This window comes from Cellulomonas humilata (genome assembly GCF_013359775.1).
Lineage (GTDB): Bacteria > Actinomycetota > Actinomycetes > Actinomycetales > Cellulomonadaceae > Cellulomonas > Cellulomonas humilata.
Window position 1 is genome coordinate 98,145 of record NZ_JABMCI010000071.1, and the last position, 26,513, is coordinate 124,657.

At 71.2% G+C, this 26,513-nt stretch carries 24 protein-coding genes, 1 tRNA gene and 1 pseudogene; 14 read left to right on the forward strand and 12 right to left on the reverse strand.

All coding sequences use genetic code 11. The features are described from left to right. Positions 1-136 precede the first annotated feature (136 nt). Entirely contained in the window at positions 137-2,896 is a 2,760-nt protein-coding gene (gene polA / locus HP550_RS20695) for a DNA polymerase I (RefSeq protein WP_175349579.1), read from the reverse strand. Between polA and HP550_RS20700 the strand changes: the two genes are divergently transcribed. Continuing rightward, positions 2,895-3,311, forward strand: coding sequence for a PaaI family thioesterase (locus HP550_RS20700; RefSeq protein ID WP_175349580.1), 417 nt, complete (start codon positions 2,895-2,897; stop codon positions 3,309-3,311). The two genes, polA and HP550_RS20700, sit on opposite strands and share 2 nt — an antisense overlap. On the opposite strand, the gene HP550_RS20705 is transcribed toward HP550_RS20700, so the two are convergent. Then, entirely contained in the window at positions 3,227-3,856 is a 630-nt protein-coding gene (locus HP550_RS20705; RefSeq protein WP_343048301.1) for a GNAT family N-acetyltransferase, read from the reverse strand. The two genes, HP550_RS20700 and HP550_RS20705, sit on opposite strands and share 85 nt — an antisense overlap. 481 nt (positions 3,857-4,337) lie before the next feature. Between HP550_RS20705 and HP550_RS20710 the strand changes: the two genes are divergently transcribed. Genes HP550_RS20710 through HP550_RS20725 form a run of 4 tightly spaced genes read left to right on the forward strand, consistent with a single transcriptional unit; the run spans position 4,338 to position 8,336 of the window. Next, positions 4,338-5,645, forward strand: coding sequence for a branched-chain amino acid ABC transporter permease (locus HP550_RS20710; protein WP_175349582.1), 1,308 nt, complete (start codon positions 4,338-4,340; stop codon positions 5,643-5,645). Between the two features lie 9 nt (positions 5,646-5,654). After that, the gene (locus HP550_RS20715; RefSeq protein WP_175349583.1) at positions 5,655-6,638 is read left to right on the forward strand and encodes a branched-chain amino acid ABC transporter permease; all 984 of its coding nucleotides are present in this window, start codon (positions 5,655-5,657) and stop codon (positions 6,636-6,638) included. Beyond that, positions 6,628-7,554, forward strand: coding sequence for an ABC transporter ATP-binding protein (locus HP550_RS20720; protein ID WP_175349584.1), 927 nt, complete (start codon positions 6,628-6,630; stop codon positions 7,552-7,554). The genes HP550_RS20715 and HP550_RS20720 overlap by 11 nt, the downstream gene beginning before the upstream one ends. Continuing rightward, positions 7,551-8,336, forward strand: coding sequence for an ABC transporter ATP-binding protein (locus HP550_RS20725; protein ID WP_175349585.1), 786 nt, complete (start codon positions 7,551-7,553; stop codon positions 8,334-8,336). Before HP550_RS20720 ends, HP550_RS20725 begins: the two co-directional genes overlap by 4 nt. Before the next feature lie 141 nt (positions 8,337-8,477). Here HP550_RS20725 and HP550_RS20730 read toward each other — a convergent pair whose 3' ends face one another. Together HP550_RS20730 and HP550_RS20735 are read right to left on the reverse strand one after the other, a co-directional pair. Further along, positions 8,478-9,779 (reverse strand): ABC transporter substrate-binding protein, encoded by a 1,302-nt coding sequence (locus HP550_RS20730; protein ID WP_175349586.1) that lies wholly within the window; start codon positions 9,777-9,779, stop codon positions 8,478-8,480. A 174-nt stretch (positions 9,780-9,953) separates the two neighbouring features. Continuing rightward, positions 9,954-10,586 (reverse strand): nucleotidyltransferase family protein, encoded by a 633-nt coding sequence (locus tag HP550_RS20735; protein ID WP_175349587.1) that lies wholly within the window; start codon positions 10,584-10,586, stop codon positions 9,954-9,956. A 59-nt stretch (positions 10,587-10,645) separates the two neighbouring features. Between HP550_RS20735 and HP550_RS20740 the strand changes: the two genes are divergently transcribed. After that, on the forward strand, positions 10,646-11,410 hold the full coding sequence (locus HP550_RS20740; RefSeq protein ID WP_175349588.1) for an endonuclease/exonuclease/phosphatase family protein: 765 nt from the start codon (positions 10,646-10,648) through the stop codon (positions 11,408-11,410). 49 nt (positions 11,411-11,459) lie between these two features. Here HP550_RS20740 and HP550_RS20745 read toward each other — a convergent pair whose 3' ends face one another. Further along, entirely contained in the window at positions 11,460-12,146 is a 687-nt protein-coding gene (locus HP550_RS20745) for a response regulator (RefSeq protein WP_175349589.1), read from the reverse strand. A 126-nt stretch (positions 12,147-12,272) separates the two neighbouring features. On the opposite strand from HP550_RS20745, the gene HP550_RS20750 reads away from it, so the two are divergent. Together HP550_RS20750 and HP550_RS20755 are read left to right on the forward strand one after the other, a co-directional pair. After that, the gene (locus HP550_RS20750; protein WP_175349590.1) at positions 12,273-13,253 is read left to right on the forward strand and encodes an SMP-30/gluconolactonase/LRE family protein; all 981 of its coding nucleotides are present in this window, start codon (positions 12,273-12,275) and stop codon (positions 13,251-13,253) included. Between the two features lie 28 nt (positions 13,254-13,281). Next, positions 13,282-13,355, forward strand: a tRNA-Leu gene (locus HP550_RS20755). 113 nt (positions 13,356-13,468) lie between these two features. On the opposite strand, the gene HP550_RS20760 is transcribed toward HP550_RS20755, so the two are convergent. The 7 genes from HP550_RS20760 to HP550_RS23155 all read right to left on the reverse strand — a co-directional run bounded on the left by HP550_RS20760 (position 13,469) and on the right by HP550_RS23155 (position 20,339). Further along, positions 13,469-14,710 carry a low temperature requirement protein A gene (locus HP550_RS20760; RefSeq protein WP_246281157.1) on the reverse strand — a complete coding sequence of 414 codons (1,242 nt, stop codon included), beginning with the start codon at positions 14,708-14,710 and terminating at the stop codon, positions 13,469-13,471. Positions 14,711-14,849: 139 nt separating this feature from the next. Next, positions 14,850-15,215, reverse strand: a complete 366-nt coding sequence (locus HP550_RS20765) for a hypothetical protein (RefSeq protein ID WP_175349591.1) — start codon at positions 15,213-15,215, stop codon at positions 14,850-14,852. A gap of 92 nt (positions 15,216-15,307) precedes the next feature. Further along, positions 15,308-16,465, reverse strand: coding sequence for a peptidoglycan-binding domain-containing protein (locus tag HP550_RS20770; RefSeq protein WP_246281158.1), 1,158 nt, complete (start codon positions 16,463-16,465; stop codon positions 15,308-15,310). Between the two features lie 103 nt (positions 16,466-16,568). Continuing rightward, positions 16,569-16,961, reverse strand: coding sequence for a DUF7144 family membrane protein (locus HP550_RS20775; protein WP_175349592.1), 393 nt, complete (start codon positions 16,959-16,961; stop codon positions 16,569-16,571). Continuing rightward, entirely contained in the window at positions 16,954-17,211 is a 258-nt protein-coding gene (locus HP550_RS20780; protein WP_175349593.1) for an SHOCT domain-containing protein, read from the reverse strand. Before HP550_RS20780 ends, HP550_RS20775 begins: the two co-directional genes overlap by 8 nt. A gap of 6 nt (positions 17,212-17,217) precedes the next feature. Next, positions 17,218-17,694, reverse strand: a complete 477-nt coding sequence (locus HP550_RS20785; RefSeq protein ID WP_175349594.1) for a DUF6325 family protein — start codon at positions 17,692-17,694, stop codon at positions 17,218-17,220. Positions 17,695-17,810: 116 nt separating this feature from the next. Next, positions 17,811-20,339, reverse strand: a complete 2,529-nt coding sequence (locus HP550_RS23155; RefSeq protein WP_175349595.1) for a winged helix-turn-helix domain-containing protein — start codon at positions 20,337-20,339, stop codon at positions 17,811-17,813. A 254-nt stretch (positions 20,340-20,593) separates the two neighbouring features. On the opposite strand from HP550_RS23155, the gene HP550_RS20795 reads away from it, so the two are divergent. From HP550_RS20795 to HP550_RS20815, 6 genes and pseudogenes are all read left to right on the forward strand, one after another. Next, positions 20,594-21,709, forward strand: coding sequence for a M20/M25/M40 family metallo-hydrolase (locus HP550_RS20795; RefSeq protein WP_175349596.1), 1,116 nt, complete (start codon positions 20,594-20,596; stop codon positions 21,707-21,709). Next, complete coding sequence (locus HP550_RS20800; protein ID WP_175349597.1) at positions 21,706-22,110, forward strand: hypothetical protein; 405 nt, start codon at positions 21,706-21,708, stop codon at positions 22,108-22,110. Before HP550_RS20795 ends, HP550_RS20800 begins: the two co-directional genes overlap by 4 nt. Before the next feature lie 82 nt (positions 22,111-22,192). Further along, a pseudogene (locus HP550_RS22830) lies at positions 22,193-23,041 on the forward strand (SLC13 family permease); the annotation flags it as partial. A 79-nt stretch (positions 23,042-23,120) separates the two neighbouring features. Then, positions 23,121-23,576: an anaerobic C4-dicarboxylate transporter family protein gene (locus HP550_RS22835; protein ID WP_343048303.1), complete on the forward strand. Its 456-nt coding sequence runs from the start codon at positions 23,121-23,123 to the stop codon at positions 23,574-23,576. A gap of 27 nt (positions 23,577-23,603) precedes the next feature. Then, entirely contained in the window at positions 23,604-24,953 is a 1,350-nt protein-coding gene (locus tag HP550_RS20810; protein ID WP_175349598.1) for a M20/M25/M40 family metallo-hydrolase, read from the forward strand. After that, positions 24,950-26,458 carry an MFS transporter gene (locus HP550_RS20815; RefSeq protein WP_175349599.1) on the forward strand — a complete coding sequence of 503 codons (1,509 nt, stop codon included), beginning with the start codon at positions 24,950-24,952 and terminating at the stop codon, positions 26,456-26,458. Before HP550_RS20810 ends, HP550_RS20815 begins: the two co-directional genes overlap by 4 nt. The last annotated feature ends 55 nt before the right edge of the window (positions 26,459-26,513 follow it).

The following is a 26,513-nucleotide window of genomic DNA, read 5'->3' on the forward strand; positions in this document are numbered from 1 at the left end:
AGCGCCTCCCAGCAGGGACGTCAGTGGCTCCGTCGCCACTGTGTGCCCGACACTGTGGCGCAGATCACTCCAAAGTGCACCCGATAGTTACGACGAACCTGCCGAAAGCCCCGATTTCCCACGATCGAGGGACAGCTCAGTGCCCGGCGTCGTGCCAGGAGCCGCCCGCGCCGACCGTGACGTCGAGCGCCACGTCGAGCGGGCCGTCCGCGGCAGCGTCCCCCGCTGCGCCCATCTGCTCCCGCACGAGCGCCTCGACCTCGTCCCGCTCCCCCGCAGCCACCTCGAGCACCAGCTCGTCGTGCACCTGGAGCAGCATCCGCGAGCCCAGGCCACGCCGGGCGAGCTCGCGGTCCACCCCGAGCATCGCCACCTTGATCAGGTCGGCGGCACTGCCCTGGATCGGCGCGTTCAGGGCCATCCGCTCCGCGACCTCGCGACGCTGGCGGTTGTCGCTGGTCAGGTCCGGGAGATACCGACGCCTGCCCAGGATGGTGGCGGTGTAGCCGGTCTGCCGGGCGACGTCGACGACACCCGTGAGGTAGTCGCGCACCCCGCCGAACCGCGAGAAGTAGTCCTGCATGAGCGCCGCGGCCTCGGACACCTCGATCGTGAGCTGCTGCGCGAGGCCGTAGGACGACAGCCCGTACGCGAGGCCGTAGCTCATGGCCTTGATCTTCGAGCGCATGGCCGGCGTGACCTCGTCGGTCGGGACGCCGAACACGCGCGAGCCGACGTAGCTGTGCAGGTCCTCCCCCGAGCGGAACGCGGCGATGAGCCCCTCGTCGCCCGAGAGGTGCGCCATGATCCGCATCTCGATCTGCGAGTAGTCGGCGGTCAGCAGCGTCTCGTACCCGTCGCCGACGACGAACGCCCGCCGGATCTGCCGGCCTGCCTCGGTGCGGATGGGGATGTTCTGCAGGTTCGGGTCCGCCGAGGACAGCCGGCCCGTCGCGGCGATGGTCTGCTGGAACGTGGTGTGGATGCGCCCGTCGGCCGCGATGGAGCGCAGCAACCCCTCGACGGTCTGCCGCAGCCGGATGGCGTCGCGGTGTGCCAGCAGGTGCTCCAGGAACGGGTGCTGCGTGCGCGCGAACAGGTCGGTGAGCGCGGCCGCGTCGGTGGTGTACCCGGTCTTGATCTTCTTCGTCTTCGGCATGCCGAGCTGGTCGAACAGCACCTCCTGGAGCTGCTTGGGCGAGCCGAGGTTCACCTCGCGCCCGATGACCGCGTAGGCCTCCGCAGCCGCGTTCTGCACCTGGCTGTCGAACGACCTCTCCAACCCCGACAGGTAGCCCGAGTCGATGGCGATCCCGGTCCGCTCCATCCGGGCGAGCACGTCGACCAGCGGCAGCTCGAGCGTCTCCAGGAGGCTGGTGGCGCCCCGGTCGGCGACCTCGCCGCCCAGCACGTCGGCCAGGTCCCGGACCGCGGCCGCACGGACCGCTGCGCGTCGGCCCTCGTCGCTGCCGTCCAGCTCGAGGTCGAGGGCACCCTGAGCGCCGTCCGCCGCCTCGTCGGCGCCCAGCTCCCGGTGGAGGTAGCCGATCGCGAGGTCGGTCAGGTCGTACGCGCGACGGTCGGGCTGGCACAGGTACGCCGCGAGCTCGGTGTCGAACACCACGCCCGCCAGGGGCAGACCCCGGCCGGCCAGGGCGTGCCAGGCCTCCTTCGAGGCGTGCACGATCTTGGGCGCCGACGGGTCCGCGAGCCAGGCCGCCAGCGCGGTCTCGTCCGGCGGGTGGATCTCGGCGAGGTCGAACGCGGCCGCCTGGCCGTCCGGGTCCGCCAGCGCGATGCCCCAGGCGTCGCCGCCCGCGGGCGCTCCCGAGCCGCGCACGTCGACACCCAGAGCCTTGCCTGCCCGGGCGTCGAGCCAGCCGGCGAGCTCGCCCGAGCCGAGGACCGTGAGGTCGAGCTGCGCGGCGGCCACCGTCCCCGGTCCGTCGCCGTCCTCGTCGGGCAGCATGGCGAAGAGCCGGTCCCGGATGGCGCGGAACTCGAGCTCCTCGAGCACGGCGTGCAGCGCGGGCCGGTCCCAGGGCCGCGCCGCGAGGTCCTCCGGGCCCAGCGGGAGCTCGATGTCGGTGAGCAGCGCGTTGAGCTGGCGGTTCAGGCGCACCTGGTCGAGGTTGTCCCGCAACGACTCCCCCGCCTTGCCGGGCACCTGCTCCGCGGCCGAGAGGATCCCGTCGAGCCCGTCGTACTGCACGATCCACTTGGCCGCCGTCTTGGGTCCGACCCCGGGGATGCCCGGCAGGTTGTCGCTGGTCTCGCCGACGAGCGCAGCCAGGTCAGGGTAGCGCTCCGGCGGGACGCCGTACTTGGTCTCGACGGCCGCCGGCGTCATCCGTGCCAGCTCCGAGACGCCCTTGACCGGGTAGAGCACCGTGACGTCCTCGTTGACCAGCTGGAGCGCGTCGCGGTCGCCGGTGCAGATGAGCACCTGCATGCCCTGCGCGCGCGCCTGGACCGAGAGCGTGGCCAGGATGTCGTCAGCCTCGAACTGCGGCTTGGACAGGTACGGGATGTGCATGGTCTCCAGCACCCGCTGGATGACCGCCACCTGTCCCTTGAACGGGGCGGGCGTGGCATCGCGGTTGCCCTTGTACGCCTCGTAGACCTCGGTCCGGAACGTCGTCCGGCCCGCGTCGAAGGCGACCGCCACGTGCGTCGGCGCCTCGTCCCGCAACAGATTGGCGATCATGGAGAAGAACCCGAACACCGCGTTGGTGGGCTCACCGGACGACGTCGCGAACTTGTCCACCGGCAGCGCGAAGAACGCCCGGTAGGCCATCGAGTGACCGTCGATCAGGAGGAGTCGGGCAGGCGTACCGGGAGTGGCCGGCGGAACCGCTGGCAGTGCGTCGCTCACGAGTGCCAACCTATCTGCCATGTCCGACACCACCACGCCATCGCCAGCCCTGCTCTCCACGTTCACAGGCACCCTCATCGAGCGCATGGGCATCGTGGTGACCGAAGCCTCCGCGCAGCGCACCGTGGCCACCATGCCGGTCGCCGGCAACACGCAGCCCTACGGCCTGCTGCACGGCGGCGCGTCCGCGGTGCTGGCCGAGACGCTGGGCTCCATCAGCGCCATGGCGCACGCCGGCGAGGGACGGGCGGCGGTCGGGATCGAGCTCAACGCCACCCACCACCGGTCGGCACGCTCAGGCCTGGTCACCGGGACGGCGACCGCGCTGCACCTCGGCAGGACGCTCGCGACCTACCAGGTCGTCGTCGAGGACGACGGCGGTCGGCTGGTCTGCACGGCCCGGCTGACCTGCATGCTGATCGACGCGCGCCCCTGATCCGCGCCGGACGCGCGCGCGGCCTGCACGGGCTCCTCGACGGGCTGGCGCGCGGCCCTTGCCTGTCGACGCCGGGCGATGAGGTCCTCGAGCCCCCGCGGGCCGGAGCGTCGCACCGTCCCTGCGGCACCGGTGTGGCCCTGGTCGTGCGCGAGCTTGCGCTGGAGCGCTGCGGCCGTCACCACCCGGTGCGACGCCGCCGGGGCGAAGCCCAGCCGGGCGAGGAAGCGCTGCATCCCGCGGGATCCCGGCAGGGGTGACGAGTACAGCTCCGTCGCGCCGGCCTCCTCCGCGACCGTCGTCGCGCCGACCAGCAACGCGTGCCCCAGGCCACGACGGCGCGCGGCCGGCAGCACGTACACGGCCTCGATGTCCAGGCTCACGACGTCGGTGAACGGTCCGGCCCCGACCACGCGGGCGAGCAGCAGGCCGGCCGGGTCGTCGTCGAGCAGTGCCAGCAGCACGCGTCCGCCCGGCACCGCGAGGAGCGCGCCCAGCTGGTCGCGCAGGCGGTCGGCGTCGTCCGTGCACAGCTGGGAACCCACACCAGCCTCCTGGCGCGCGGTCAGACAGAGCGCGACGAGGCTCTCCAGGTCGCCCGGCAGGGCTTCGCGGACTTGCACTCCAAGACGCACGGCAGTGGTACCTCCAGACGGGACGAGGGGGATCCGGTCGGGGTGACGCCTCCTCTGCCCACGACGGCGCCGCTCTCGATCATGACGCAGCCACCACCGTATGCCTAGCCCCCGGGAGAGGGGCACCGAGTCGGGGGTGGGTCAAACTGGACGTCTGACCACAAAACCCGACACGCTCAGGCCCGCAAGGCCCCGACACTCGCCATCGCGAAATGAACAAGACACAATCCCTGCCTATCGTCCTGCCACACGGCAGGTGTCGCACTGGTTCGACAATGCCGTCGGACCCGTGCACGAGCCCGGCCCCCTAGAACCTGGACGGAGACCCACCGTGCCGCATGTCGCGACGACGGACAGGCCCCGCAGAACTCGATTGCTGATCGCGCTGAGCATGCTCGCGGCAGCGCTCGTCGGCGTCATCGGCCTGCAAGCCGAGTCCGCCTCCGCCACTGCCACCGCGGCGGCAGTGCCGTGCGTCGCCGACGCCGAGACCGGCTGCATCGGCGGGACCCTGCAGAACACGGCGGGACCCGTCGAGGGCGTCACCATCACGGTGTCGAACGAGGACGACGACTTCGAGGAGTCGGCCACCACCGCCGCCAACGGCACCTGGGCCGTCGCCATCCCCGGCCGCGCGCGGTACACGGTCGAGCTCGACGAGTCGACGCTCCCGTCGACCGCGGTCCTGGCCGACACGGCGGTGAACCCGGTCGAGAAGCTCGCCGTCGCAGGCGCCTCGTCGACGGTCGACTTCAACCTCGTCCTGGACGCCACCCCGAACACCGGCGGCAGCTCGTCCACGGCCACGGGCACCGTCACACCGACCCGCCTGCTCCAGCAGTTCGCGCTCGGGATCCGGTACGGCCTGATCCTGGCGCTCGCCGCGGTCGGGCTCTCCCTCATCTACGGCACCACCGGGCTGTCCAGCTTCTCGCACGGCGAGCAGGTCACCCTGGGCGCACTGCTGACGTTCGTCTTCTCCATCCAGCTGCACTGGCCGATCGTGCTGGCGGTGCTGGCCTCGGTGATCCTGTCCGCGGCGAGCGGCTGGCTCCAGGACGTGATCCTCTGGAAGCCGCTGCGGAGACGCAGAGTGGGCCTGGTCCAGCTGATGATCGTCACCATCGGGCTCTCGCTGGCGCTCCAGTACGCCTTCCAGTTCCGCTTCGGCGGCAGCACCCTTCAGGTCCTGCCCTCGATCGCCAAGTCCTGGAGCATCGGCCCGATCCGGTTGTCGATCCCGTCCTACATCGCCATGGGGTGCGCCACCCTCGTGCTCGTCGGCGTCGCGCTCTTCCTCCAGCGCACCCGCACCGGCCGCGCCACGCGCGCCATCTCCGACAACCCCGCGCTGGCGGCCGCGTCGGGCATCGACGTGGACAAGATCATCCGGCTCGTGTGGATCCTGGCCACCGGCCTCGCCGGCCTCGGCGGCGCGCTCCTCGCGCTGGCCTTCAACGGAGCCGCCTGGGACCTCGGCCTCCAGATGCTGCTGCTGATGTTCGCCGCGGTGACGCTCGGCGGGCTCGGCACGGCGTACGGCGCCCTGATCGGGTCACTGATCATCGGCGTCGTCGTCGAGATGTCGACCCTGTGGCTGCCGTCCAGCCTCAAGTTCGCCGTCGCCCTGCTGATCCTGATCCTCGTCCTGCTCATCAGACCTCAAGGCATCCTCGGCCGTGCCGAGCGGGTCGGCTAGGAGACTCCCATGAACTGGTCGGACCTGCTGTCCCTCACCGCGGGCGAGCTGATCGCCCCCACCACCGCGGCGTACGCGCTCGCGGCCATCGGCCTGAACATCCACTTCGGCTTCACCGGGCTGCTCAACATGGGGCAGGCGGGGTTCATGCTCGTCGGCGCCTACGGGTTCGCCGCCACGGCCCAGGCCGGGCAGGGCTTCCCGCTCTCCGCGCTGGTCGGGGTGGCCTGCTCGGTCGTCTTCGCGCTCATCCTCGGCATACCGACGCTGAAGCTGCGAGGCGACTACCTCGCGATCGTCACCATCTCCGCTGCGGAGATCGTCCGGCTCATCGGCCGGTCGTCGGTGCTCTCCGACATCACCAACGGCGCCGCCGGCATCCCCGCCAGCAGGTTCAACAAGGACTTCCTCGGCCTGTCGGTGCTCCCGGACGGCAGGACCGCCCTCGGGCCGTTCTCGTACGCCAACAACGTCGGCGACGGCTGGTGGACGCGCATCGTCGCGTGGGCCGCCGTCCTGCTCGCCGTGCTGCTGGTCTGGCGCCTCATGTCCAGCCCGTGGGGGCGGGTGCTCAAGGGCATCCGTGAGGACGAGGACGCCGTGCGCTCGCTCGGCAAGAGCGTGTACGGCTACAAGATGCAGGCGCTCGTGCTCGGTGGCGCGATGGCCGGCTTCGCGGGGATCCTGTTCGTGATGCCCGCCAGCGTCCAGCCCGACGCGATGGGGCGGTCGATGACCTTCTTCATCTGGACGATCCTGCTGCTCGGTGGCGCCGCCACCCTGTGGGGTCCCGTGATCGGATCGATGATCTTCTTCGTCGCGCTGATGTTCATCAAGACGGTGATGCGCGACGTGCTGCCGTCCGTCCTGCGGCCCGAGCAGCTCGAGCCGCTCGCGGGCATCCTGGTGGGCATCACGCTGATGCTCCTGGTGATCTTCCGGCCGCAGGGCATCTTCGGTGACAAGAAGGAGCTGATGCTCGATGTCCGCTGAGCTGTCCTCGCCCACCCCGCTCGCGCAGACGGCGGCACAGGCGCTCGCCGGCGTCTCCCCCGAGCCCGGCGTCGCCAAGCCGGACCCGATCATCGTCGCCGACGACGTCGTGCGCCGGTTCGGCGGCATGACCGCCGTCGACGTCCGTCACCTCGAGGTGCAGCGCGGCGCGATCACCGCGCTGATCGGCCCCAACGGCGCCGGCAAGACGACCCTGTTCAACCTGCTCACCGGGTTCGACAAGCCGAACTCCGGCAACTGGGAGTTCAACGGTCGCCGGCTCAACGGCGTCTCGGCAGGCCGGGTCGCCCGCGCCGGCATGGTGCGGACGTTCCAGCTGACCAAGGCGCTCTCCCGGCTCACAGTGCTCCAGAACATGCAGCTCGGCGCCACCAAGCAGCCCGGCGAGGGCTTCTTCACCTCGCTGGTCAAGCCGCTCTGGGCGGCGCGCGAGCAGGAGATCACCACCCAGGCCGAGGAGCTGCTGGTCCGGTTCAAGCTCGACGCCAAGAGCGACGACTTCGCCGGGTCCCTGTCCGGCGGCCAGCGCAAGCTCCTGGAGATGGCCCGCGCACTCATGGCGAAGCCCGAGCTGGTGATGCTCGACGAGCCCATGGCCGGCGTGAACCCCGCGCTGACGCAGTCCCTGCTGGGGCACATCCAGACCGTGCGCGACGAGGGCACCACGGTGCTGTTCGTCGAGCACGACATGCAGATGGTCCGCCGCATCGCCGACTGGGTGGTCGTCATGGCCGAGGGCAAGATCGTCGCGGAGGGACCACCCTCCGCCGTCATGGAGAACCCTGCCGTCGTCGACGCGTACCTCGGCGCCCACCACGACACCGACCTCGGTGACGAGAGCGTCATGGCCGAGGGCGTGCTCGAGCAGCTCGAGGCCGAGGAGGCCACGGAATGACCGTCACCGAGTCCGCTGCCGCACCGTCCCCCGTGGACCGTGGCGAGCCGCTGCTGCGCGCCGACGAGCTCGTCGCCGGCTACATCCCCGGGGTGAACATCCTCAACGGGTGCAACCTCGACCTGTACCCGGGTGAGCTGGTCGGCATCATCGGCCCCAACGGCGCCGGCAAGTCGACCCTGCTCAAGGCGATCTTCGGCCTGGTGCACGTGCGCACCGGGTCGGTGACGCTGGGTGGTGAGGACATCACCAACCTCAAGGCGAACGACCTGGTCGCCCGCGGGGTCGGGTGCGTCCCGCAGAACAACAACGTCTTCCCGTCCCTCTCGGTCGAGGAGAACCTCCAGATGGGCGGGTTCCTCAAGCCCGGGAAGTTCGCGGAGCGGCTCGACTTCATCATCGACCTGTTCCCCAACCTCAAGGACCGTCGCGGACAGCGTGCCGGCTCGCTGTCCGGCGGCGAGCGCCAGATGGTGGCCATGGGGCGCGCGCTCATGATGGACCCGAAGGTCCTGCTCCTCGACGAGCCCTCCGCGGGTCTCTCGCCCGTGCGCCAGGACGAGACGTTCATCCGTACCCGCAAGATCAACCGGGCGGGCGTCTCCATCATCATCGTCGAGCAGAACGCCCGTCGGGCGCTCCAGATCTGCGACCGCGGCTACGTCCTGGACCAGGGGCGCAACGCGTACACCGCCACCGGGCGCGAGCTCATGCACGACCCCAAGGTGGTGGAGCTGTACCTCGGCACGCTGGCGGCGGACGAGATCGCCCCCGACGCCTGACGCTCGCACGACGAGGCCCGGCCGGAGACCATCCCGGCCGGGCCTTCTCGTGCGCCCAGTGCCGGAACGACGAGGAACGACGAAGGCCCGGCAGGGGATCTCTCCCCTGCCGGGCCTCGCGTCATGCGGGGCTGACTGTCGTCAGCTGCCCTTGACCTCGCCGAACTCCGCCTTCTGCCACACGGGCACGTTCTCGGCGTCGTACTTGTAGATGCCGACGAACGCCGACGACGGGTCGTTGTTGTCGTTGAACGGGCCGACGCCGGAGACAGCCTGGTAGGTGATCTCCTTGCCGTCCTCGATCAGGGCGACGCAGTCCGCGAACGTCGCGCACTCCTCGCCGTCCGTCGTGCCGGACACGGCAGCCATGTTGGCCTGCACGGTCGGGCCGTCGTTCTGACCGCCCTTGACCGCCGCGAGGGCCGCCAGGATGGTCGCGTCGTAGGACTCGGGACCGTAGTTGAAGTCCTTCAGGTCCGGGTTGACCTCAAGCAGGCGAGCCTTGAAGTCGTCGGTCGGGTTGGCGCCCGGGTTGGTGCCCTGCGCGCCCTCCATGGTGCCCGGGTCGAAGAAGAACTTGGCGCTGTCGGCCGGGTCCTGCTTGAAGCTGGCCACGTTGCCGTCGACGAGGTACACGTTCGACATGTCGTAGCCGGCCTGGACCAGCTGAGGAACGATGACGCGGACCTCGTCGAACGTGATGATCACGATCGCGTCGGGGTTCGTGGCGACGACCTCGCCCACCTCGGTGGAGTAGTCCTGCAGCTCCGGCGGGAAGTCCTGACCTGCGTCCTCGGCACCGTAGGTCACGGTGACGCCCGCGGGCTCCAGGTTCTGCTGGACGAAGCCGCGCAGGCCCGTGCCGTACGGGTCGTCGAACACGAGGATGCCGACGTTCTTGTGCCCGTCCGCGATGATCTGCGTGGCGAGCGCCTGGCCCTGGACCTCGTCCGGCGGGGCGGTACGGAAGTAGTACGGGCTGATGCCGGACAGGTCCGCCGCCGTGTTAGCGGGCGAGATCTGCACGATCTCGGCGTCCGTGATCGGGCCGACGACACCGAGCGACAGGCCGGAGGACGCGGCGCCGATGATGACGTGCACACCCTCCTCGATGAGCGCCTTGGCGGACGGGGTGCCGATGGTCGCCAGGTCGGACGTGGGGCCCGAGTCCTTGTGCGAGACGGTCACGGGGACGCCGTTGACGCCACCGGCGTCGTTGATGTCCTTGATGGCCAGGTCGACGCCGGCGATCTCGGGCGGGCCGAGGTACGCGAGGTTGCCCGTCACGGGGAGCAGGGAGCCGATCTTGAGCGGGCCCGAAGCGGTGGGCGCTGCGGAGCTCTCGCCGTCGGCCGGCTCGTCCGAGCCGCTGCACGCGGTCAGGGCGAGGGCGACAGCGCCGGCCAAGGCGGCGGCGCGGACTACGTGGGTCGAACGAATCATGCCTGGTACCCCTCTGTGAGTACTGCGATCCACTGGAACCCGGTAGGGATCCAGCAGGTGTGGCGCGAAGGTACTCATTGTTTGTGTCCGCGATGTGAATCTGGGTGTCTCACGACGTGTTGTTGCCGAGTTGTGACCAACCAGTAACAAGGGGAGCTGGACGCGTGACCGGACTCAGGACGCCGGCGCAGCCGCCCCGGGTGCCACATCTGCCGAGGTCGGGGACGTGCCGGCGTCCGTGATCCCGAGCTCGTCGGCGAGGAACAGGAACGCCCGCGCGTACGGGTGCCCGATCGCGTCCTCGCGGATCCGCGGCCAGTCGATCTGCTCGCGCAGCGCCCGCACGATCGCCAGCAGCCGGCCGAAGTCGCACGCGTGCTCCCCCAGCACCCGCATCTTCGCCGAGACGATGTCGGTGGCCTGGAGCACGGGCATCCGCACCGCCAGCACCTCGAGCACGTCGCTGCGGTCGAGGAGCTCCCGCGTGACCGGCTCGCCGACCATCCGGAAGAGGATGTCCACCAGCTGCCCGTGGTGGAACGCCTTGAACAGCCAGTTCTCGGCCGGCTGCTCGACGACCAGCCCCGCCGCCGCGACCGCCTCCTTGGCGCGCTCCACGTCCTCGGGCGTGACCGCGAAGTCGGCGTCGTGGCTCGGTTCCGGAGCGCCCCGGGCCCAGGCCGCGTACCCGCCGACGAGGGCGAACGGGATCTGCGCGTCCATCAGCGCGACCGCGACGAGCCGCAGCCCGTCCTGGAGGGCGGTGCGGTCGTCGGGCGGATCGACCAGGGCGCCTTGCTGGCTCATGGAACGACTGTCTACACGTCGACGCGCGGGCTCGCAGGTCGGCCAGGACAATCACCAGGGTGCGCCTGGCCACCTTCAACATCCTGCACGGACGATCGCTCGTCGACGGTGAGGTCCACGTCGGGAGGTTCGGCGACGCCGTGCGCGACCTCGACGCCGACGTGCTCGCGCTCCAGGAGGTCGATCGTGACCAGCCGCGGTCGCACGGTGCCGACCTGACGGTCGTGGCCGCCGAGGCGATGGGCGCTCCCGAGCACCGCTTCGTCGCCACCCTGCACGGGGAGCCGGGGCTGTGGACCGCCGCGACCGGCGCCCATCAGCCGGCCGTGGCGAGCTACGGGATCGCGCTGCTCAGCCGGCACCCGGTCCGGTCCTGGCACGTGCTCCAGCTCCCCGTCCTGCGCCGCCGAGCCCCGGTGCGCTGGCCGGACGCGCGCTGGCCGACGCTCGTCCGTGACGAGCCCCGCGCTGCCCTCGTCGCCGTCGTCGAGCACCCGACCGGACTGATCACCGTCGTCGACACCCACCTGACCTACATCCCCGGCTGGAACCGCCGGCAGCTGCGCCAGCTCGTCGGGCTCCTGCGGGCGCACCCCCGACCGCTGGTGCTGATGGGCGACCTGAACATGGAGGCCGACGCCGCGGTGAAGACGTCCGGCCTCCGCTCACTGGCCGCTGCCGCCACCTTCCCGGTCGCGGAACCGGCCCGGCAGCTCGACCACATCCTCGGCGACGGACCGATCACGCCCACCGGTCCCGCCCGCGCGGTCGACACCGGCCTGTCGGACCATCGAGCGCTCGTCCTCGACGCGGCCCGTCGCTGAACGACGAAGGCCGGCCGGATGAGCTCCGGCCGGCCTCGTCACGCTCGCGTCAGGAGGACGCGCCACCCACCTGCTCGATGACCGCGTCGGCCACCTCACGCATGGTGAGCCGACGGTCCATCGACGTCTTCTGGATCCACCGGAACGACTCCGGCTCGGTCAGGCCCATCTTGGTCATCAGCAGACCCTTGGCGCGGTCCACGCGCTTGCGCGTCTCGAACCGCTCCGCCAGGTCCGCGACCTCCGACTCCAGGGCGCTGATCTGCGCGTACCGCGAGATCGCGATCTCCACCGCAGGCAGCAGGTCCGCCGGGCTGAACGGCTTGATCACGTACGCCATGGCGCCGGCGTCGCGCGCCCGCTCCACCAGCTCCTTCTGCGAGAACGCCGTGAGGAGCACCACCGGAGCCAGGTGCAGCTTGCCGATGCGCTCCGCAGCAGAGATGCCGTCGAGCACGGGCATCTTCACGTCCATCACGACGACGTCAGGCTTGAGCTCGGTGACCAGCTGCACGGCGTGCTCGCCGTCACCGGCCTCACCCACCACGTCGAAACCTGCATCCCGCAGCGTCTCGACGACGTCCATGCGGATGAGCGCCTCATCCTCCGCCACGACCGCGCGACGTGCCGGACGGCCCGGTGCCGGTGCCGTCGGCTCACCCGTCGGAGCGGGAGTGCTCAGGTCGAGGGCGTCAGGGGCCGCCTCGGTGGGGTCGGGGGTCGCGTCGGTGCTCACGTGCACAGAGTAGTGGTCGGTACCGCGTACTTCGCAGCGGTTGCACCTGTGAGGCAGCCCACGGGGTGCCCATCGATCCGCCCCGGACGTAGCCTCGAGGAGACCGGACTCGTCCGAGGAGGCCCGATGATGCGCAGCCACCGATCCGTCCGCGCGGCCCTTGCAGCCGCCACCGCCCTGCTGCTGCTCGGCGTCGCCGCCCCCGCGGCCGTCGCCGACGACCGGCCGGACAGCTACCTGCTCGACCCGGCCGGCCCCGCGGTCGACGACATCTACCCGGAGGGCATCGCCGCGCGTGGCGACACCTTCTACGTCGGCAGCACCACCGACGGGACGATCTATCGCGGCACGTTGCACTCCCCCACCGCGACGCCGTTCCTGCTCGGGGGCGTCGACGGCCGGACGTCAGCGGTCGGGATGAAGGTGGACGGGCGCACCCTGTTCGTGGCCGGCGGCGCCACCGGACGCGTCTTCGCGTACGACGTGCGAACGCGCCAGCTCACCGGCTCCTGGCAGGTCGAGCAGTCCGGTGCTCCGACGTTCCTCAACGACATCGCGATCAGTCCGCGCGGCGACGTGTACGTCACCGACTCGCTGCGGCCCGTGCTCTATCGGATCGACGCCTCCGACCGCCGCGCGTCCGGTGTGACGCTGCTACCGACGTTCCTCGACTTCACCGGGACGGCGCTGCAGTACACGACCGGTTTCAACGTCAACGGCATCGTGGTGACGCCCGACGGCCGGTATGCGGTGGTCGCGCAGTCGAACACCGCCACCCTGTTCCGCATCAGCCTCCGCGACCGGAGCGTCACCGTGGTCGACCTCGGCGGCGAGCCCGTCGCCGGCGACGGGCTCGTCCTCACCGGCCGCACGCTGTACGCCGTCGAGCGCCAGGGATCCGTGGGGTACGTCGTGACCATCGCGCTGGATCGTCAGCTGCGGAGCGGCACGGTCGTCTCCCGGACCACCGACCCGGGGTTCGACGACCCCACCACCGCCGCGCTCGTGGGTCGGTCACTGCTCGTGGTGAACAGCCAGTTCGGCGAGCGGGCAGCCGGAGAGCAGCCCGATCCGTTCACCGTGGTCCGGATACGCGCGCCGAGGTGATCGTTCGGTCGGGCTATCCTGCTGCACGGCCCCGATAGCCCAACCGGCAGAGGCGTTCGGCTCAAACCCGATCCAGTGTGGGTTCGAATCCCACTCGGGGCACCCGTCTGTCCTGCATCCTCGTGTCACGACGTGGCCACGTCGGCGCCGCTTCGTCGCGGAGGCCGGACCGCACCTCGCCGTCGCGACGGGACTGAGCGGCTCGGGTGGGATCGTCAGCGCAGTACCCGCTCCATCGCCGCAGCCATGTGCCGGTGCCCGACGGTCTCGTACCCGATCACGACGATCGCCGGCGCGAGCATCACGAGGATGAGGCACGCCCCGAACCCGGCGCCCAGCACGGCGAGCACGACCGCGCCGGCGAGCGCCACGACGGCGCAGCCGACGAGAACCAGGTGGAACGGGTCCACCGCACGCACGAGGCCGGCGTAGATCGCGAAGTACGCGACCAGTGTGACCAGGACGGGGACGGCGACGGTCAGGACGGCCTGGACCACACCGATGGTCGCCTCGCCCCCGGCGACGAAGCCCGCCACGTGCAGACCCGCGCCCATGGCTGCGATGGACGCGAAGATCACGATGCCGCCGTAGCCCCACACCCAGGCACGACGCCGGTGCCGGTGCAGGATGTCGCCCATCGGCACGACGAAGTAGCTCCACCACACGCCGAAGACCAGGCCGGTGCCCGCCACCACCACGAGAACCGCTTCCGCGCTCCACCCGACACGGCCCACCACCGCAGCGACGGTCGCGATGGTGCCGAGGATGACCTCTCCCAAGGTGATGATGACGAACAATCCGTAGCGCTCGGCGATGTGGTGCGCGTGCCACGGCGGGAACCGACCGAGGCGCGCGGAGAGCACCGGAGCGCCTAGCTCGATCACGTAGAGCACGACGAGGATCGGAAGCAGCTGGCCGATCGTGAGATGCAGGAACAGGACCACGGTCCACCCCACCTGCGCGACCGCTATCGACGCCGCGAAGGCCAGGACGAACCGCCGGTGCCGCGGATCCTGCACCGCCACCCGGAGCAGCTGGGCGATCACCGCCACTCGCATGACGATGTATCCGGCCACGAGGACGCCGTTGTCCAGCGGTGCGCCGCTGTCGATGGACTCGAAGACCGCCGGCACGCCGAGGGCCAGCACCAGGACCCCGATCATCTGCACCATGGTCGTGAGACGGCAGAACCAGTCGTCGGTGTCGAACGCCGAGGCGAACCACGAGAAGTTGACCCACGACCAGCACACGGCGAACGTCACGAAGACGAACGCGACAGCCGCGCTGCCGAAGTGCCCCTCGGCCAGGAGGTGCGCTGCCTGGTCGGCCGCCTGCGCGAACGCTGCGACGAACGTGAGGTCAAACAGCAGCTCGAGCGGCGTCGCGGTCCGACGAGGCTCGTCGGGGTCTCGACCGGTCATCCGTCGCAGGCGGTGCGGACCGTCGGCGAGACTCATCCGCCCAGGCTAGGCGGCGCCCATCGGACCAGGAAGGCCCCCGACCGCGCCATCCGTGCCGGCGCCGATGTGATCGGGAGTCACACGTCGCGACCGAGGCGATCGGCGCCGTGTACTCCTGGGGGTCGCGATGAGCCGATCAGCTCGTCCCGCGACCTCGGATCGCTCGGATGATCTGCGCGAGCGCCATGCCCGAGGCAGACACCAACGGCGCGGCCACGACCACCAGCGCGATGACGTTGGGGCGGAACCTCAGCCCGTCCGGACCGCCGACGTAGGCCCCGATGGGCACCGCGTAGCCGCCTCCGCCACCGCCGTTGCCCTCCCCCGACGGGACCTTGCCGCCGTCCGACATCTCGCTCGAGCCCTCGCCCGCGCCGAAGCCGAAGCCGACGAGCGCGACAGGGACGAGCTCCTGCCCGCCCAACGTCACCTTCTCGCCGTACGCCACCTTCGTGCCCCACGACGAGACCGACTCCGCCAGCTTCTCCACGAGGTTCGTCACGGTCTGACCGTATCCACGTCCGCGACGCCCGGGTAGGTGCCGGCAGACGCTCCTTCCAGGAGATCAACCAAGAGCCAGCCATCGAGGCAGGCTCAGCCGTCCGTCGACTCCGTGGGCGACGGCTCCGGCGTGGGCTCCTCCCCGGCGGCCGCGAGCGCGCTCTGGAACGCCGCGATCGTGGCGGCGTCGACCGTTCCCGTGACGGGGACGCCGAGATCGGTCTGCAGAGCGCCCACCGCGGCGGTGAGGGCGTCCGTCCACTGACCGTCGACAGGGCCGTCCCAGTACCCGGCGAGCTTGAGCGTCTGTTGCAGCGCGGCGGTCGAGGCCGCTGCTGCCTGGGCAGCAGCGCCGCCCAGTGCCTCGAGGGTGGAGCGCAGTGCTGCCTCGCTCGCCTTGTCCATCGTCCCGGTCTCGGGCAGCCCGTTGGCCTCCTGCAGGGCCCGGACCGCGGCGACCGTCTGGGGGCCGTAGATCCCGTCGATCTCCCCTGCGTAGTACCCGGCGTCGCTCAGCGACTGCTGGAGCGCGACGGTGTAGGCGCTCACTGTCGCGCTCGCCTGGACCTGCTGCTCGTCGGAGAGGCACCCGGAGTCGGCGAAGAGCCGCATCCACGCGATCTCGAGGGCGACCGCGGCCGCGTTGAACTGCTCCGCCGCCTGGGGCAGCGGTGTCTCGTCGGTGATCCCGGCCCGGGCGTCGGCGAACTCGGCCTCGGCCTGCTGGACGCGGGTGACGCTGGCGGGGGCGGCTGACGCAGTCGGGTTCGTGTCGCCGGACGTCGTCTCGGGCGCAGGCTGGCCGGCTTCCGCGGCCTGCGCGGCCGCGAGCGTGGCCTCGGCGTCGGCGAGGTCGGCCTGCGCCTGGGCGAGCGCGGCCCGTGCGTCGACAGCGGCCTGGGCTGCGTCCTGCGTCTCCGCCGCGGGATCGGCAAGGTCCTCGCCGGCCACCCGGACGTCGCCGACGGTGGTCGCCGTCTGGTTGAGCACGTCCCCGTAGCGGTCCAGCGCGGTGATGTACGTCGAGCTCGCCGCGCAGAACGCCTCGGCCGTGTCGGCCGCCTCCGCCTCGGCGTCGGCCAATGCCTCCGTCTTGGCCGTCACGTCCGCCTGCGCGATGCTCACCTCCGTTGGTTCGGGCCGGTCGGTGCACCCCGTCACGAGCAGCAGCAGACCCCCGGCCATGACGGACGCCGCGACCCGGGCGACCGTGTTCTCGCCGCCGACCCGACCGCTCCGGTCGTCACCCATGTCGATTCCCTTCGATCGTGTGGTCGTGCGTGGACCGACGCCTCATCCCCTACCGCGGCGGGCTCTCTCAGCCGAGCGTCTCCACGAGCGACGAACGGACCAGCTAGCTGAGGACATCGCGGCCGTGGACGGTCAGCGCCCAGACCACCAGCACGTCGATCGCGATGATCACGACCGACCACACGGGGTAGTAGGGCAGCCAGGCGAAGGTGACCACCGCGCTGACGCACGCCACGATCACGCCGACGGTCCGAGCCCACACCGCACCGCCCAGCACGAAGATGCCGGCGAGGACGACGACGACGCCGACGATGGTGTGGATCCAGCCCCACGTCGTGACGTCGAAGGAGAAGATCCACTCCTGGCCGACGACGTAGAACGTGTCGTCGAAGATCGCGACCAGCCCCTGCATGACCTGGAATGCACCGGTCACCATCAACATCGTCGCGGCGAAGACAGTCACGCCGACGGCAAACCCGCTGCGGTGCTCACTCATGGTCGAATCCTTCGCTCGTGGTGGTTGTGGTGGTGCCGGTGGTGGGTTCGCTGTCACCGAAGACCTTCCTTCGCTGACGCTCGAACTCCTCGGGGGTGGCGAGGCCGCGCTCGACCAGGTCGGCGAGCTCGGCCAGCTGGGCCGCCGGATCGACGAGCAGGGCCGCCCAGGGGTCCTCCGGCGGGTTCGCCGGCCGGGTGCGGGTGAGCAGGTCGGGGTGCTCCGTACGGGATCCGGGAACTCGGTGCATCGGCGCTCACCACTGCGTCCCGGGCGAGGACGTGTGCGACTCGAGCGCCGTCTGGACGCGCCGCCTGGCGATCCGCTCGCCTCCCACGATGCGCCCACCGGCAAGCTTGGCGGCCATCGAGAGGCGCGCCGCCCAGCAGCCCTCGACCAGGAGCACCACCGCGGACGAGCCAGGACCGACCGCCAGCGCCGCGGTCGCGATGTCGTGGGCGCTGAGCAGTCCCCCGACCTCTCCTTCGACGTCGCGCAGGCCCGCCAGGCTGTCGACGTCCTCGAGCTCGAGCACCGTCAGTCCGCCCCCCTGCGCGCTCCTGGTCACGCAGACGAGATCGATGATCCGGATGGCCGAGGCCTCGACCAGCTCCCGGAGAGCGGGAACCAGACGGTCCAGCGCTTCGAGGTCGGGCACGGCGACGACGAGGTACTCGACCAGGTCGGCGTCGGGTGCGTCGTCCACCGGGCGTCGACCGGCCGCGTCACTCATCGACTCGTCCGGGGCGAAGGAGAGGAATCACCGTGTCATCGTCGGGTCGTGCCAGGTGGGCTGACACCACCCTGCACGGGGTGATCGCGACCGTCAGCCCCGGCGCCGGCTCCCGATCACCGCACTCTGCTCTCGCTGTGGAGGTGCCGGGCGATGTCGGCCGCCTCGAACCGCGAGCCGACACCCAGCTTCCGGTAGATGACCCTGAGGTGGAACTTCAGCGTGTTCACGCTGATGTACAAATCGTCGGCGATCTCGGGGAGCGTCAGCCGGCTCGGCAGTATCCGGAGGACGCCGAGCTCGCGCTCGGTGAGGTGCTCTCCGGGCGGGCTCGGGTCGGCCACGGACGTCGCCGCGTGCGGTGACGCTGCTCTCCTGACCCGGTCGAGCCAGGTCGCGGGAGCCATGACGGCCTGGACCTCGAGAAGCTCGAGGACGTCGGCGCCCTCGGCGGCGACCGTCTGCACGAGCCCGACGTCGGTCGACAGGGCGATAGCGTTGGCGGCCCGCTCCAGGGCGAGCGAGCGGGATCCCGCTGCTCGGGCTCGCAGCAGTTCGCGCACCACCTCGTGGCGCGGGCAGCGCGGCAGCGCCTTCTCGAGCAGCGCCTCGGCGCCGGCCCCGTCGCCCTCCGCGAGCCGGACGCGGGCCAGCCCCACCCCACTCCAGAAGGGGTCCTCCACCTGCGCGGCCCAGTTCTGCGCATCGTCGATCCGGCCGGCGGTGAGGCACAGGACGGTCCCCGTCCGCGCCAGCCACGTCAGGCCACCCGGTCCCGCGAACTCGCTGCGCACGAACTCGTGGGCGCGTTCGAAGCACTCGTCGGCGGCCGCGAGATCCCCGTCGTCGATCCGGAGCTCGGTCAGCTGGAGCATCGCCAGGCACTGCGCGTGCGTGACCGGGTCGCGCCACGGAGGGGAGCAGGACGTCAGCTCCGTCACGGCTCGTGCTCGGTCACCCAGCTCGCGGTGGGCGATCGCCTCGGCGATACCCAGCTCCGCGGACAGGATCGTCATCGAGCCCACCGCGACGACGTCCCGGACGCCCGCGGCGATGCGCAGCGCATCCACCGGTCGGCCCGCGAGCACCTCGCCCAAGGCGTGGATGCCCTCGTACCTGAGCCGACGCTCCGGGTCCGCGCCGAGCTCCAGCCGGATCTGCTCCAGCTGCCCGGAGTCGTCGTCCCACCGCTCGTCGAGCGCCACCTCGCGCGCGAGCATGTTCCAGCCGAACCGCCCCAGCTCGTCGGAGCGGACGTCCTCCCCCAGCAGGGCCATCGACTCCGTCGTCAGCTCACGGCTCCTGCTCCAGTCGCCGGTCACGGTGGCGGCGATGGACCGCAGCATCGTCAGCCGCCCGACCTGCGTCCGAGCCTCCCCGTCACGGTGCTCTCGTGCCCCTCCCGCCCGGACGGTCTCGAGGAAGCGGCCCTTGTCCACGAGCAGATGGCACCACGCGAACTCGATCAGCGCCTGCAGGTCCGTCGAGGCGAGATTGAGCGGGATCAGGGCGAGGGTGTGTGCGATCGTCGCCTCGCGCCCGGAGTCGTACAGCTCTTCGACGCGGCCGGCGAGCAGCCGCAGCGCGTCGCGTGGCCGGCCGGCGAGGATCCAGTGCTCCAGGGCCGTGGCCACCTCGTCGGCTTCCTCGAACCATCGCGCTGCGCGTGCATGCTGGTCAGCCACCCGTTGCGGCGACCTGCGCGCTGCCTCGGCGAGGAGCTCGTCCCGGACCACGGAGTGCACCTCGAACCATCCCGACGGCCCGAGCCTGGTGACGAACAGGCCGCGTGCCTCGGCCTCCAGCAGGAGCTGCCCGGCATCGCCCCGCCCGGTGAGCGCGGCAGCCAGCGAGGCATCGGTCCGCTTGGCGACGCAGGTGTCCAGCAGGACGTCCACGACGTCGGGACGCTCGGCGCCCAGCACCTCGCGCCACACGTAGTCGGAGAAGAGGAGCCCCCGCGTGTCGACTCGAGGCATGGCCGCGGGCTGCGCCCGGTCCGACCGCGACGCGAGCGCCGAGAGCTGCAGACCCGCGGCCCAGCCACCGGCTCGAGCCACCACCTCGCCGACCTGGTCCTGCGCCAGGGAGGCATCCAGCCGGGCGAGCATCGACGTGGCTTCCTGTGGGGAGAACCGGAGCTCGGCGAACTGGACCTCGGACAGCTGCCCGCGGACGCGGAGCCGGTCGACGGGCAGCTTTGGCGTCCGTCGCGACAGCAGCACGACGTGGAGCCAGGCGGGGATCGACGTCAGGAAGTGCGCCATGGACCGGACGATGCCGTCGTCGTCGTCGACCACGTGGACGTCGTCGATGACCAGCACCGCCGAGTCCGGATGGTCCGACTGCTCCAGCCCGGCGAGGAGCACGGCCACCGCCGCGTCCGGTGAGCCAGGGCGACGCGCGCCGCGGGCCACGGGCTCCCACCCGTCGACGAGCACGCCGAGCGCGGCGGTGACACCAGCCCAGAGCTGGCCGCCGTCCCGGTCCGTCTCGTCGACCGAGAGCCACGCGCTCGGGACAGCGGCCGACGAGAGCCAGTCGGCCAGCAACGACGTCTTGCCCGATCCCGCGGGCGCCACCACCACGGTGATGGGTGCGCACGTGGCCTGGTCGAGGAGCTCGACCAGGCGGGGCCGTCGCACGTAGCGGGCCGGGTTGGGTGGGGCATGGAGCCGCGTCCCACAGACCGAGGTCACGGCCTCGGCGGGAAGGCGCCCGCCCGATCCGCTGCGCGTCACGGGACCCCCCCCTTGACCGGCAAGAGCTCTAGCTCGAACTCGATCATTGCGGACATGTCGGTCGATGACCAGCACCGACGCCCGACGGAGCGTCGGCGGTCCGTCCCACCCGGTCGAGGATGGGGACCACCTACCCGGGCGGCTGCCATTCTCGCCAGATGGCTACGGTGCTGCGAGACGGCGTCGATCGCGAGCGACTCCTTCGCACGTTCCTCGACCTCGTCGCGATCGACAGTCCGACGGGTCACGAGCAGGAGATCGGGCACGACCTGGAAGCCCGGTTCGCCGACCTGGGCTGTGCCGTGCGGCGAGACCACGTCGGCAACCTCGTGGCCGTCCGTGCCGGCTCCCCCGACCGCACGATCCTCGTCTCGACGCACATGGACACCGCCGGGACCGATCGGGGCATCAGGCCGGTCGTGGGTGCCGACGGCATCGTCCGGACCGACGGCTCGACGATCCTCGGTGCCGACGACAAGTCCGGGATCGCCGGCTGCCTGGAGGTCCTCACGCTCCTGCGCGACCACCCTGACGTGACCGCACCCACGATCGAGTTCGTCGTCACCGTCGGCGAGGAGCGCGGGCTGGTCGGCTCCCGGCAGCTCGACGTGGAGCTGCTCAGGGCGAGCCACGGGTTCGTGCTCGACACCGCGGGAGCCATGGGCTCGATCACCTACTGGTCGCCCACGTCCGTGTACCTGACGATCACCTTCGTCGGCAGGAAGGCCCACGCCGGCGTCGAGCCGGAGAAGGGCATCAACGCCGTGAAGGTCGCCGCGGAGGCGGTCGCCGCGATGCCGCTGGGGCGGATCGACGAGGAGACGGTCGCGAACATCGGGACGTTCACGGGCGGCGAGGCGCGCAACATCGTGCCCGGCTCGGTCGTCCTCGAGGGGATGGCACGCAGCCACGACCAGCACAAGCTCGACCGTCAGCTCCACGCCATGCGCTACGCGTGCCAGGTCGCCGCCGACCGCCACGGCGCGTCCGTCGACTTCGGCATCGAGACCATCTACCAGACCTACAAGATCGACGAGGACGCCGTGCCCTACCGCGAGGCGGCCGCAGCGATCCGCTCGGTCGGCCTCGACGTGGTGCCCCGCAAGTCCGGCGGCGGGACCGACGGGAACTTCTTCAACGCCCAGGGCATCCCCTGCGTCGCGCTGCCGACCGGGATGGTCGACGAGCACGCGACCTCCGAGCACATCGCCGTCGACGACATGGTCCTCGCCTGCCGGGTGCTCCTGGCCATCGTCACCGGAGACCCCCGATGAGGCCGCGGCCCAGCACCTGGCTCGGTGTCGTCGTGGTCGCCACCGCGACCGTCGCCGGGTGCTCCGAGCCTGCCGAACAGGACCCCTGCGTGAGCTACGCCGCGCTCACCGCCACGGTCGACGACCTGCGAGAGCTGGTCGAGTCCGACGGTGAGCCCGCCAGCGTGGCGGCCAAGGCGGTCGCGGCGAAGGCGCAGCTGAACCAGCTCGAGGCGCTCTCGGAGGACCGCGTCGACGCCGCGGCCTCCCGGCTCCGCACGGCCGTCGACGACCTCCAGCTGGCCGCGGGCTCCGAGGCTCAGGACTCCGCGGCGCCGCTGCTGTCGGCGGCGGTCGACGACGTGCGGGACGCCTTCGCGGCCCTGGCGGAGTCGCTCGACACGCAGTGCACCACCGGATGACCGCGCTGGGGACTGGGACGGAGGAATCGGCATGAGCGTGAGCTTCGTACTCGAGGCCCTGGTGGTGCTCGGCGCCATCGTGATGGGCACCCGGGCCGGCGGTGTCGGCGTCGGGCTCTGGGGCGGCCTGGGCACGTTCGTCCTCGTCTTCGTCTTCGGCGAGGCACCGGGCGAGCCACCCGCCGCCGCGATGGCGATCATCCTCGCCGTCGTCACGAGCGCCGCCCTGATGCAGGCCGCCGGAGGGATCGACTGGATGGTCAGCGTCGCGGCGCGGGTCATCGAGCGGCGCCCGAAGCAGATCACCCTCATCGCGCCCCTGACCGCCTTCGCGTTCTCCGTGGGCGCCGGGACGAGCAACATCATCTATCCGCTGCTGCCGGTGATCTACGACGTCTCCTACAAGAACCACATCCGACCGTCCCGCCCGCTGACCGTGACCGTGGTGCAGTCAGGCATCGCGCTCGCGGCCTCGCCCGTCTCCGCGGCGATGGCCGCGATGCTGACGTTGACCGACGTCGAGCCGTACAACCTGGGGCTGACCCAGATCCTCGCGATCACGATCCCAGCGTGCGTGATCGGCATCGTCGTCACGTCCCTCGTGGTCAACCGGATGTGGAAGGACCTCGACGACGACCCCGAGGTCCAGGCCAAGATCGCGTCCGGGGAGCTCGTCGCGCCCCCGGCCGTGGCCGTCGGGGTCCCCGCCGGGGCGGTGTCGTCCGGCAGCGCAGGCCTCGGTCCGGACGTCACCGGTCCGTCGGGGGTCGCCGAGCCGACACCCGCCTCGGCGCAGCTCACCTACACGCGTGCCGGTCGGAACTCCGCGCTCGTGTTCTTCGCCGGGGTCGTGGCGATCGTGATCCTCGGCCTGTTCCCCGGGCTGCGCCCCTCGTTCGAGGTCACCGACGTGGGCACGGTGTCGCTCGACATGACCAACACCATCGTCCTGGTGATGTTCGTCGTGGGCGTCATCATCCTGTTCGTCGGGCGGCCCGGACGTGAAGACGGTGCCGGACCAGTCGGTGTTCAAGGCCGGCATGATCTCGGCGATCGCCCTCTTCGGCATCGCCTGGCTCACGGCCACGTTCATCGCCGCGCACGAGGAGTTCATCATCAGCACGGTCGGGGCCTGGGTCACCGACTGGCGGTTCCTCTTCGCGCTCGCCGTGTTCCTCGTCGCCGCGCTCACCACCAGCCAGTCGACGGCCACGCGGACCATGGTGCCGATCGGTCTCGCTGTCGGCCTGCCACCCGGTGTCGTGACCGGCATGTGGGCCGGTGCGCTGGGCGGCGTCTACACCCTCCCGGCCAACGGCACGCAGATCGCCGCCGCGAACTTCGACCTCACGGGCACGACGAAGCTGGGCACCAAGCTGATCGACCACAGCTTCTTCATCCCGATGCTCGTGCTGTCGGTGACGACGATCATCGTCGGCTCCGTCATCGGGGCTGTCTTCTTCTGACCTGTCGAGGAGAGAACGGAGCACGTCGTGCAGACGAAGGATCAGATCGCGGGCAAGGCGGCCGACCTGATGCCCGGCCTCCTCGAGGACCTGCACACGCTCGTCGCCATCCCCTCCGTCGCGTTCCCCGGCTACCCCGCCGAGCCCGTGCAGCGGATGGGCGAGCAGACGCTCCGCCTGTTCCAGGCGGCCGGCTTCACCGACGCGCGCCTCATGGACGTGCCGACGGGGTACTCCCCCATCTACGGGGAGATCGAAGGACCGGAGGGCTCGCCGGTGGTGGTGCTCTACGCCCACTACGACGTCCAGCCGGCTCCGGCCGAGCAGGGCTGGACCAGCGACCCGTGGACGGCGACGCGCAAGGACGACGGACGGATCTACGGGCGGGGCGCCGCCGACGACATCGGAGGCCTGATCATCCACCTCGGCACCCTGGGCGTCTTCGACGGGAAGCCGCCGTGCACGGTCAAGCTGATCCTGGAGGGGATGGAGGAGACCGAGAGCAACCTCGAGGCCTTCGTCGAGGCGCACCCGGACCTGTTCGACTGCGACCTGTTCATCATCTGCGACATGGGCAACCTGCGCGTCGGTGAGCCGGTCCTGACCACCGCGCTGCGCGGCGACGTCGCCTGCGTGGTCACCGTCAGCACGCTCGAGCACCCGCTGCACTCCGGGGTCTTCGGCGGCCCTGCACCCGACGCCATGATGGCGCTCGCCCGTCTCCTGGCCACGTTGCACGACGACGCCGGCGACGTGGCCGTCGACGGGGTCACGTCGACCACCTGGGCGGGCGAGGACCTGAGCGCCGACGACCTGCGGGCCAGCGCCGACGTGCTGGACGGGGTCAGCCTCACCGGGACGGGTCCCATCAGCGCCCGGCTCTGGGCGCGCCACTCGGTGAACGTGATCGGGCTCGACATGACGAGCATCGCGGGCTCGTCAAACGTCCTCATCCCCCAGGCCAGCGCCAAGATCTCCATGCGCATCGTGCCCGGCTCCGACCCGCAGCAGGAGCTCGACGCCCTGGTGACGCACCTGGAGGCGCACGTCCCCTGGGGCGCGAAGGTCGAGGTCCAGCGCACCAAGGCCGCACCCGCGTTCACCTGCGCGACCGACGGCCCCGCGTACGCCGCTGCCCGAGAGGCCATGACCGAGGCCTTCGGCGCGTCCGTCGGCGAGGCCGGCTGCGGCGGCTCCATCCCGCTGCTGCGCACGCTCGAGTCCGTCGCCCCCCGCGCGGAGTTCATCCTCTGGGGTCCCGAGGACGTCGCGCTGTCCCGGATCCACGCGTCCGACGAGAGCGTCGACCCCGCCGAGATCGAGACGATGGTCGTCGCGCAGGCGCTCCTGCTGCAGAACCTGGGTCGGCGCCTGTGACCCAGGCATCCTCGGGGCGGTCGACAGCACGCGGGGTCCTGGTCGCCGCGTGCCTGTCCACGCTGGTCGTCAACGCGAACACGTCCGCGGTGAGCATCCTGCTGCCCGCCATCTCCGCCGACACCGGCATGTCGGTCGAGACCTTGCAGTGGGCGGTGACGGGGTACTCCCTGGTGGGCGCGGCGACGATCGTCACGTCCGGGTCGCTCGGCGACGTCTTCGGCCGGAAGCGCGTCTTCCAGATCGGACTGCTCCTCTTCGTCGCCTCCTGCGTCCTCATCGCGCTGTCGAGCTCGGGGGGCATGGTGATCGCTGGGCGCGCGATCCAGGGTGCGGCCGGGGCGACGATCCTGGCCTGCGGGCTCAGCCTGCTGTCCGTGGCGAACACCGGTTCCGCACAGCTCCGGGCCGTCTCGTTGTGGGGTGCCGCCGCAGCCGTCGGGGCCGCCGCCGGTCCCCTGCTGGGCGGCGTCCTGGTCGAGGTCACCGGCTGGCACGCGCTCTTCTGGGTCGACGCGGTCGTCGCCCTGGGCGTCATGGTCCTGACGGCCGTCACGGTGTCGGAGTCACGAGACACCGCCCGGTCCCGCTCCATCGACCTCGGTGGGAGCGTGCTGGTGGCGCTGACGTTGACGCCCTTCATCCTCGCGCTGAGCAAGGGCAGCGCGTGGGGCTGGGCGTCCGTGGCGACCCTCGGCTGCTTCGCGCTGGCCGTCGCCGCGGGGGTCGGTTTCGTCGCCGTCGAGCGACGGGTGGCTGTGCCGATGCTCGACCTGGCGCTGCTGCGCAACCGGATCCTGGTCGGCTCCACGCTCGCGATCCTCATCGGGGCGGGCACGATCAACGCACTGATGTACCTGGTCAGCCTCTACTTCCAGGATCCGAGCACGCTGGGGCTCAGCCCGCTGGAGGCCGGCCTGGCGACGCTGCCTGCCACGGTCGGGCTCGTGCTCGTCGCGCCCTTCGTCCCTCGCCTCGCCGCCCGGTTCGGGGGACGCCAGGTGGTCGGCGCCGGCTTCGCCATCACCGCCGCCGGCTTCGCGATGCTCGGCTTCGCCGAGGGATCCTGGCTGTACGGGGCGTTCGTCCTTCCCCTCGTCGCCGTCGCCATCGGGATGGGACTGTCCAACGGCCCGGCGTCGGCGGCCGCCACCGCGTCGGTCGACGCCACCGAGGTCGGCGCAGCGTCCGGCGTCTCGAACATGGCCCGCTACGTGGGTGCCGCGGTCGCGACGGCCCTCGCTGCCACGGTCTACGGCAGCGTCATCGCCGACCGGACCGCCGCCGGCCTGCCCCAGGCGGACGCCCTGTCGGACGGGCTCGCCGCAGCCTCGTGGCTCATGGCCGCGTTCAGCGTCCTGGGAGTCGCGATGGCCGTCGTCATGGGCCGCCGCGCACGCGCAGCCCGGGGCACGCTGGCCGACTCGGCCGCGTCCGCCGCCGCCGGTTCCTTCACCCTGCCGACGTCCGCCACGCCCGTCGCCGCGACCCAGGTCGCGCCATGAGCCGCCGTCCGCCGTCCCCGCGACCTGACGGGTCGCGACCACCCCACAAGGAGGC

Excerpts from the sequence above, each read along its gene's own strand:
- polA (WP_175349579.1), bottom strand. The coding sequence starts at position 2,896 with ATGGCAGATAGGTTGGCACTCGTGAGCGACGCACTGCCAGCGGTTCCG.
- HP550_RS20780 (WP_175349593.1), bottom strand. The coding sequence starts at position 17,211 with ATGCACCGAGTTCCCGGATCCCGTACGGAGCACCCCGACCTGCTCACC.
- HP550_RS20785 (WP_175349594.1), bottom strand. The coding sequence starts at position 17,694 with ATGAGTGACGCGGCCGGTCGACGCCCGGTGGACGACGCACCCGACGCC.
- HP550_RS20800 (WP_175349597.1), top strand. The coding sequence starts at position 21,706 with ATGAGGCCGCGGCCCAGCACCTGGCTCGGTGTCGTCGTGGTCGCCACC.
- HP550_RS20750 (WP_175349590.1), top strand. The coding sequence starts at position 12,273 with ATGATGCGCAGCCACCGATCCGTCCGCGCGGCCCTTGCAGCCGCCACC.
- HP550_RS20710 (WP_175349582.1), top strand. The coding sequence starts at position 4,338 with ATGCTCGCGGCAGCGCTCGTCGGCGTCATCGGCCTGCAAGCCGAGTCC.
- HP550_RS20795 (WP_175349596.1), top strand. The coding sequence starts at position 20,594 with ATGGCTACGGTGCTGCGAGACGGCGTCGATCGCGAGCGACTCCTTCGC.
- HP550_RS20770 (WP_246281158.1), bottom strand. The coding sequence starts at position 16,465 with ATGGGTGACGACCGGAGCGGTCGGGTCGGCGGCGAGAACACGGTCGCC.
- HP550_RS20715 (WP_175349583.1), top strand. The coding sequence starts at position 5,655 with ATGAACTGGTCGGACCTGCTGTCCCTCACCGCGGGCGAGCTGATCGCC.
- HP550_RS20760 (WP_246281157.1), bottom strand. The coding sequence starts at position 14,710 with ATGAGTCTCGCCGACGGTCCGCACCGCCTGCGACGGATGACCGGTCGA.
- HP550_RS20725 (WP_175349585.1), top strand. The coding sequence starts at position 7,551 with ATGACCGTCACCGAGTCCGCTGCCGCACCGTCCCCCGTGGACCGTGGC.
- HP550_RS20700 (WP_175349580.1), top strand. The coding sequence starts at position 2,895 with ATGTCCGACACCACCACGCCATCGCCAGCCCTGCTCTCCACGTTCACA.
- HP550_RS20730 (WP_175349586.1), bottom strand. The coding sequence starts at position 9,779 with ATGATTCGTTCGACCCACGTAGTCCGCGCCGCCGCCTTGGCCGGCGCT.
- HP550_RS20720 (WP_175349584.1), top strand. The coding sequence starts at position 6,628 with ATGTCCGCTGAGCTGTCCTCGCCCACCCCGCTCGCGCAGACGGCGGCA.
- HP550_RS20735 (WP_175349587.1), bottom strand. The coding sequence starts at position 10,586 with ATGAGCCAGCAAGGCGCCCTGGTCGATCCGCCCGACGACCGCACCGCC.
- HP550_RS20775 (WP_175349592.1), bottom strand. The coding sequence starts at position 16,961 with ATGAGTGAGCACCGCAGCGGGTTTGCCGTCGGCGTGACTGTCTTCGCC.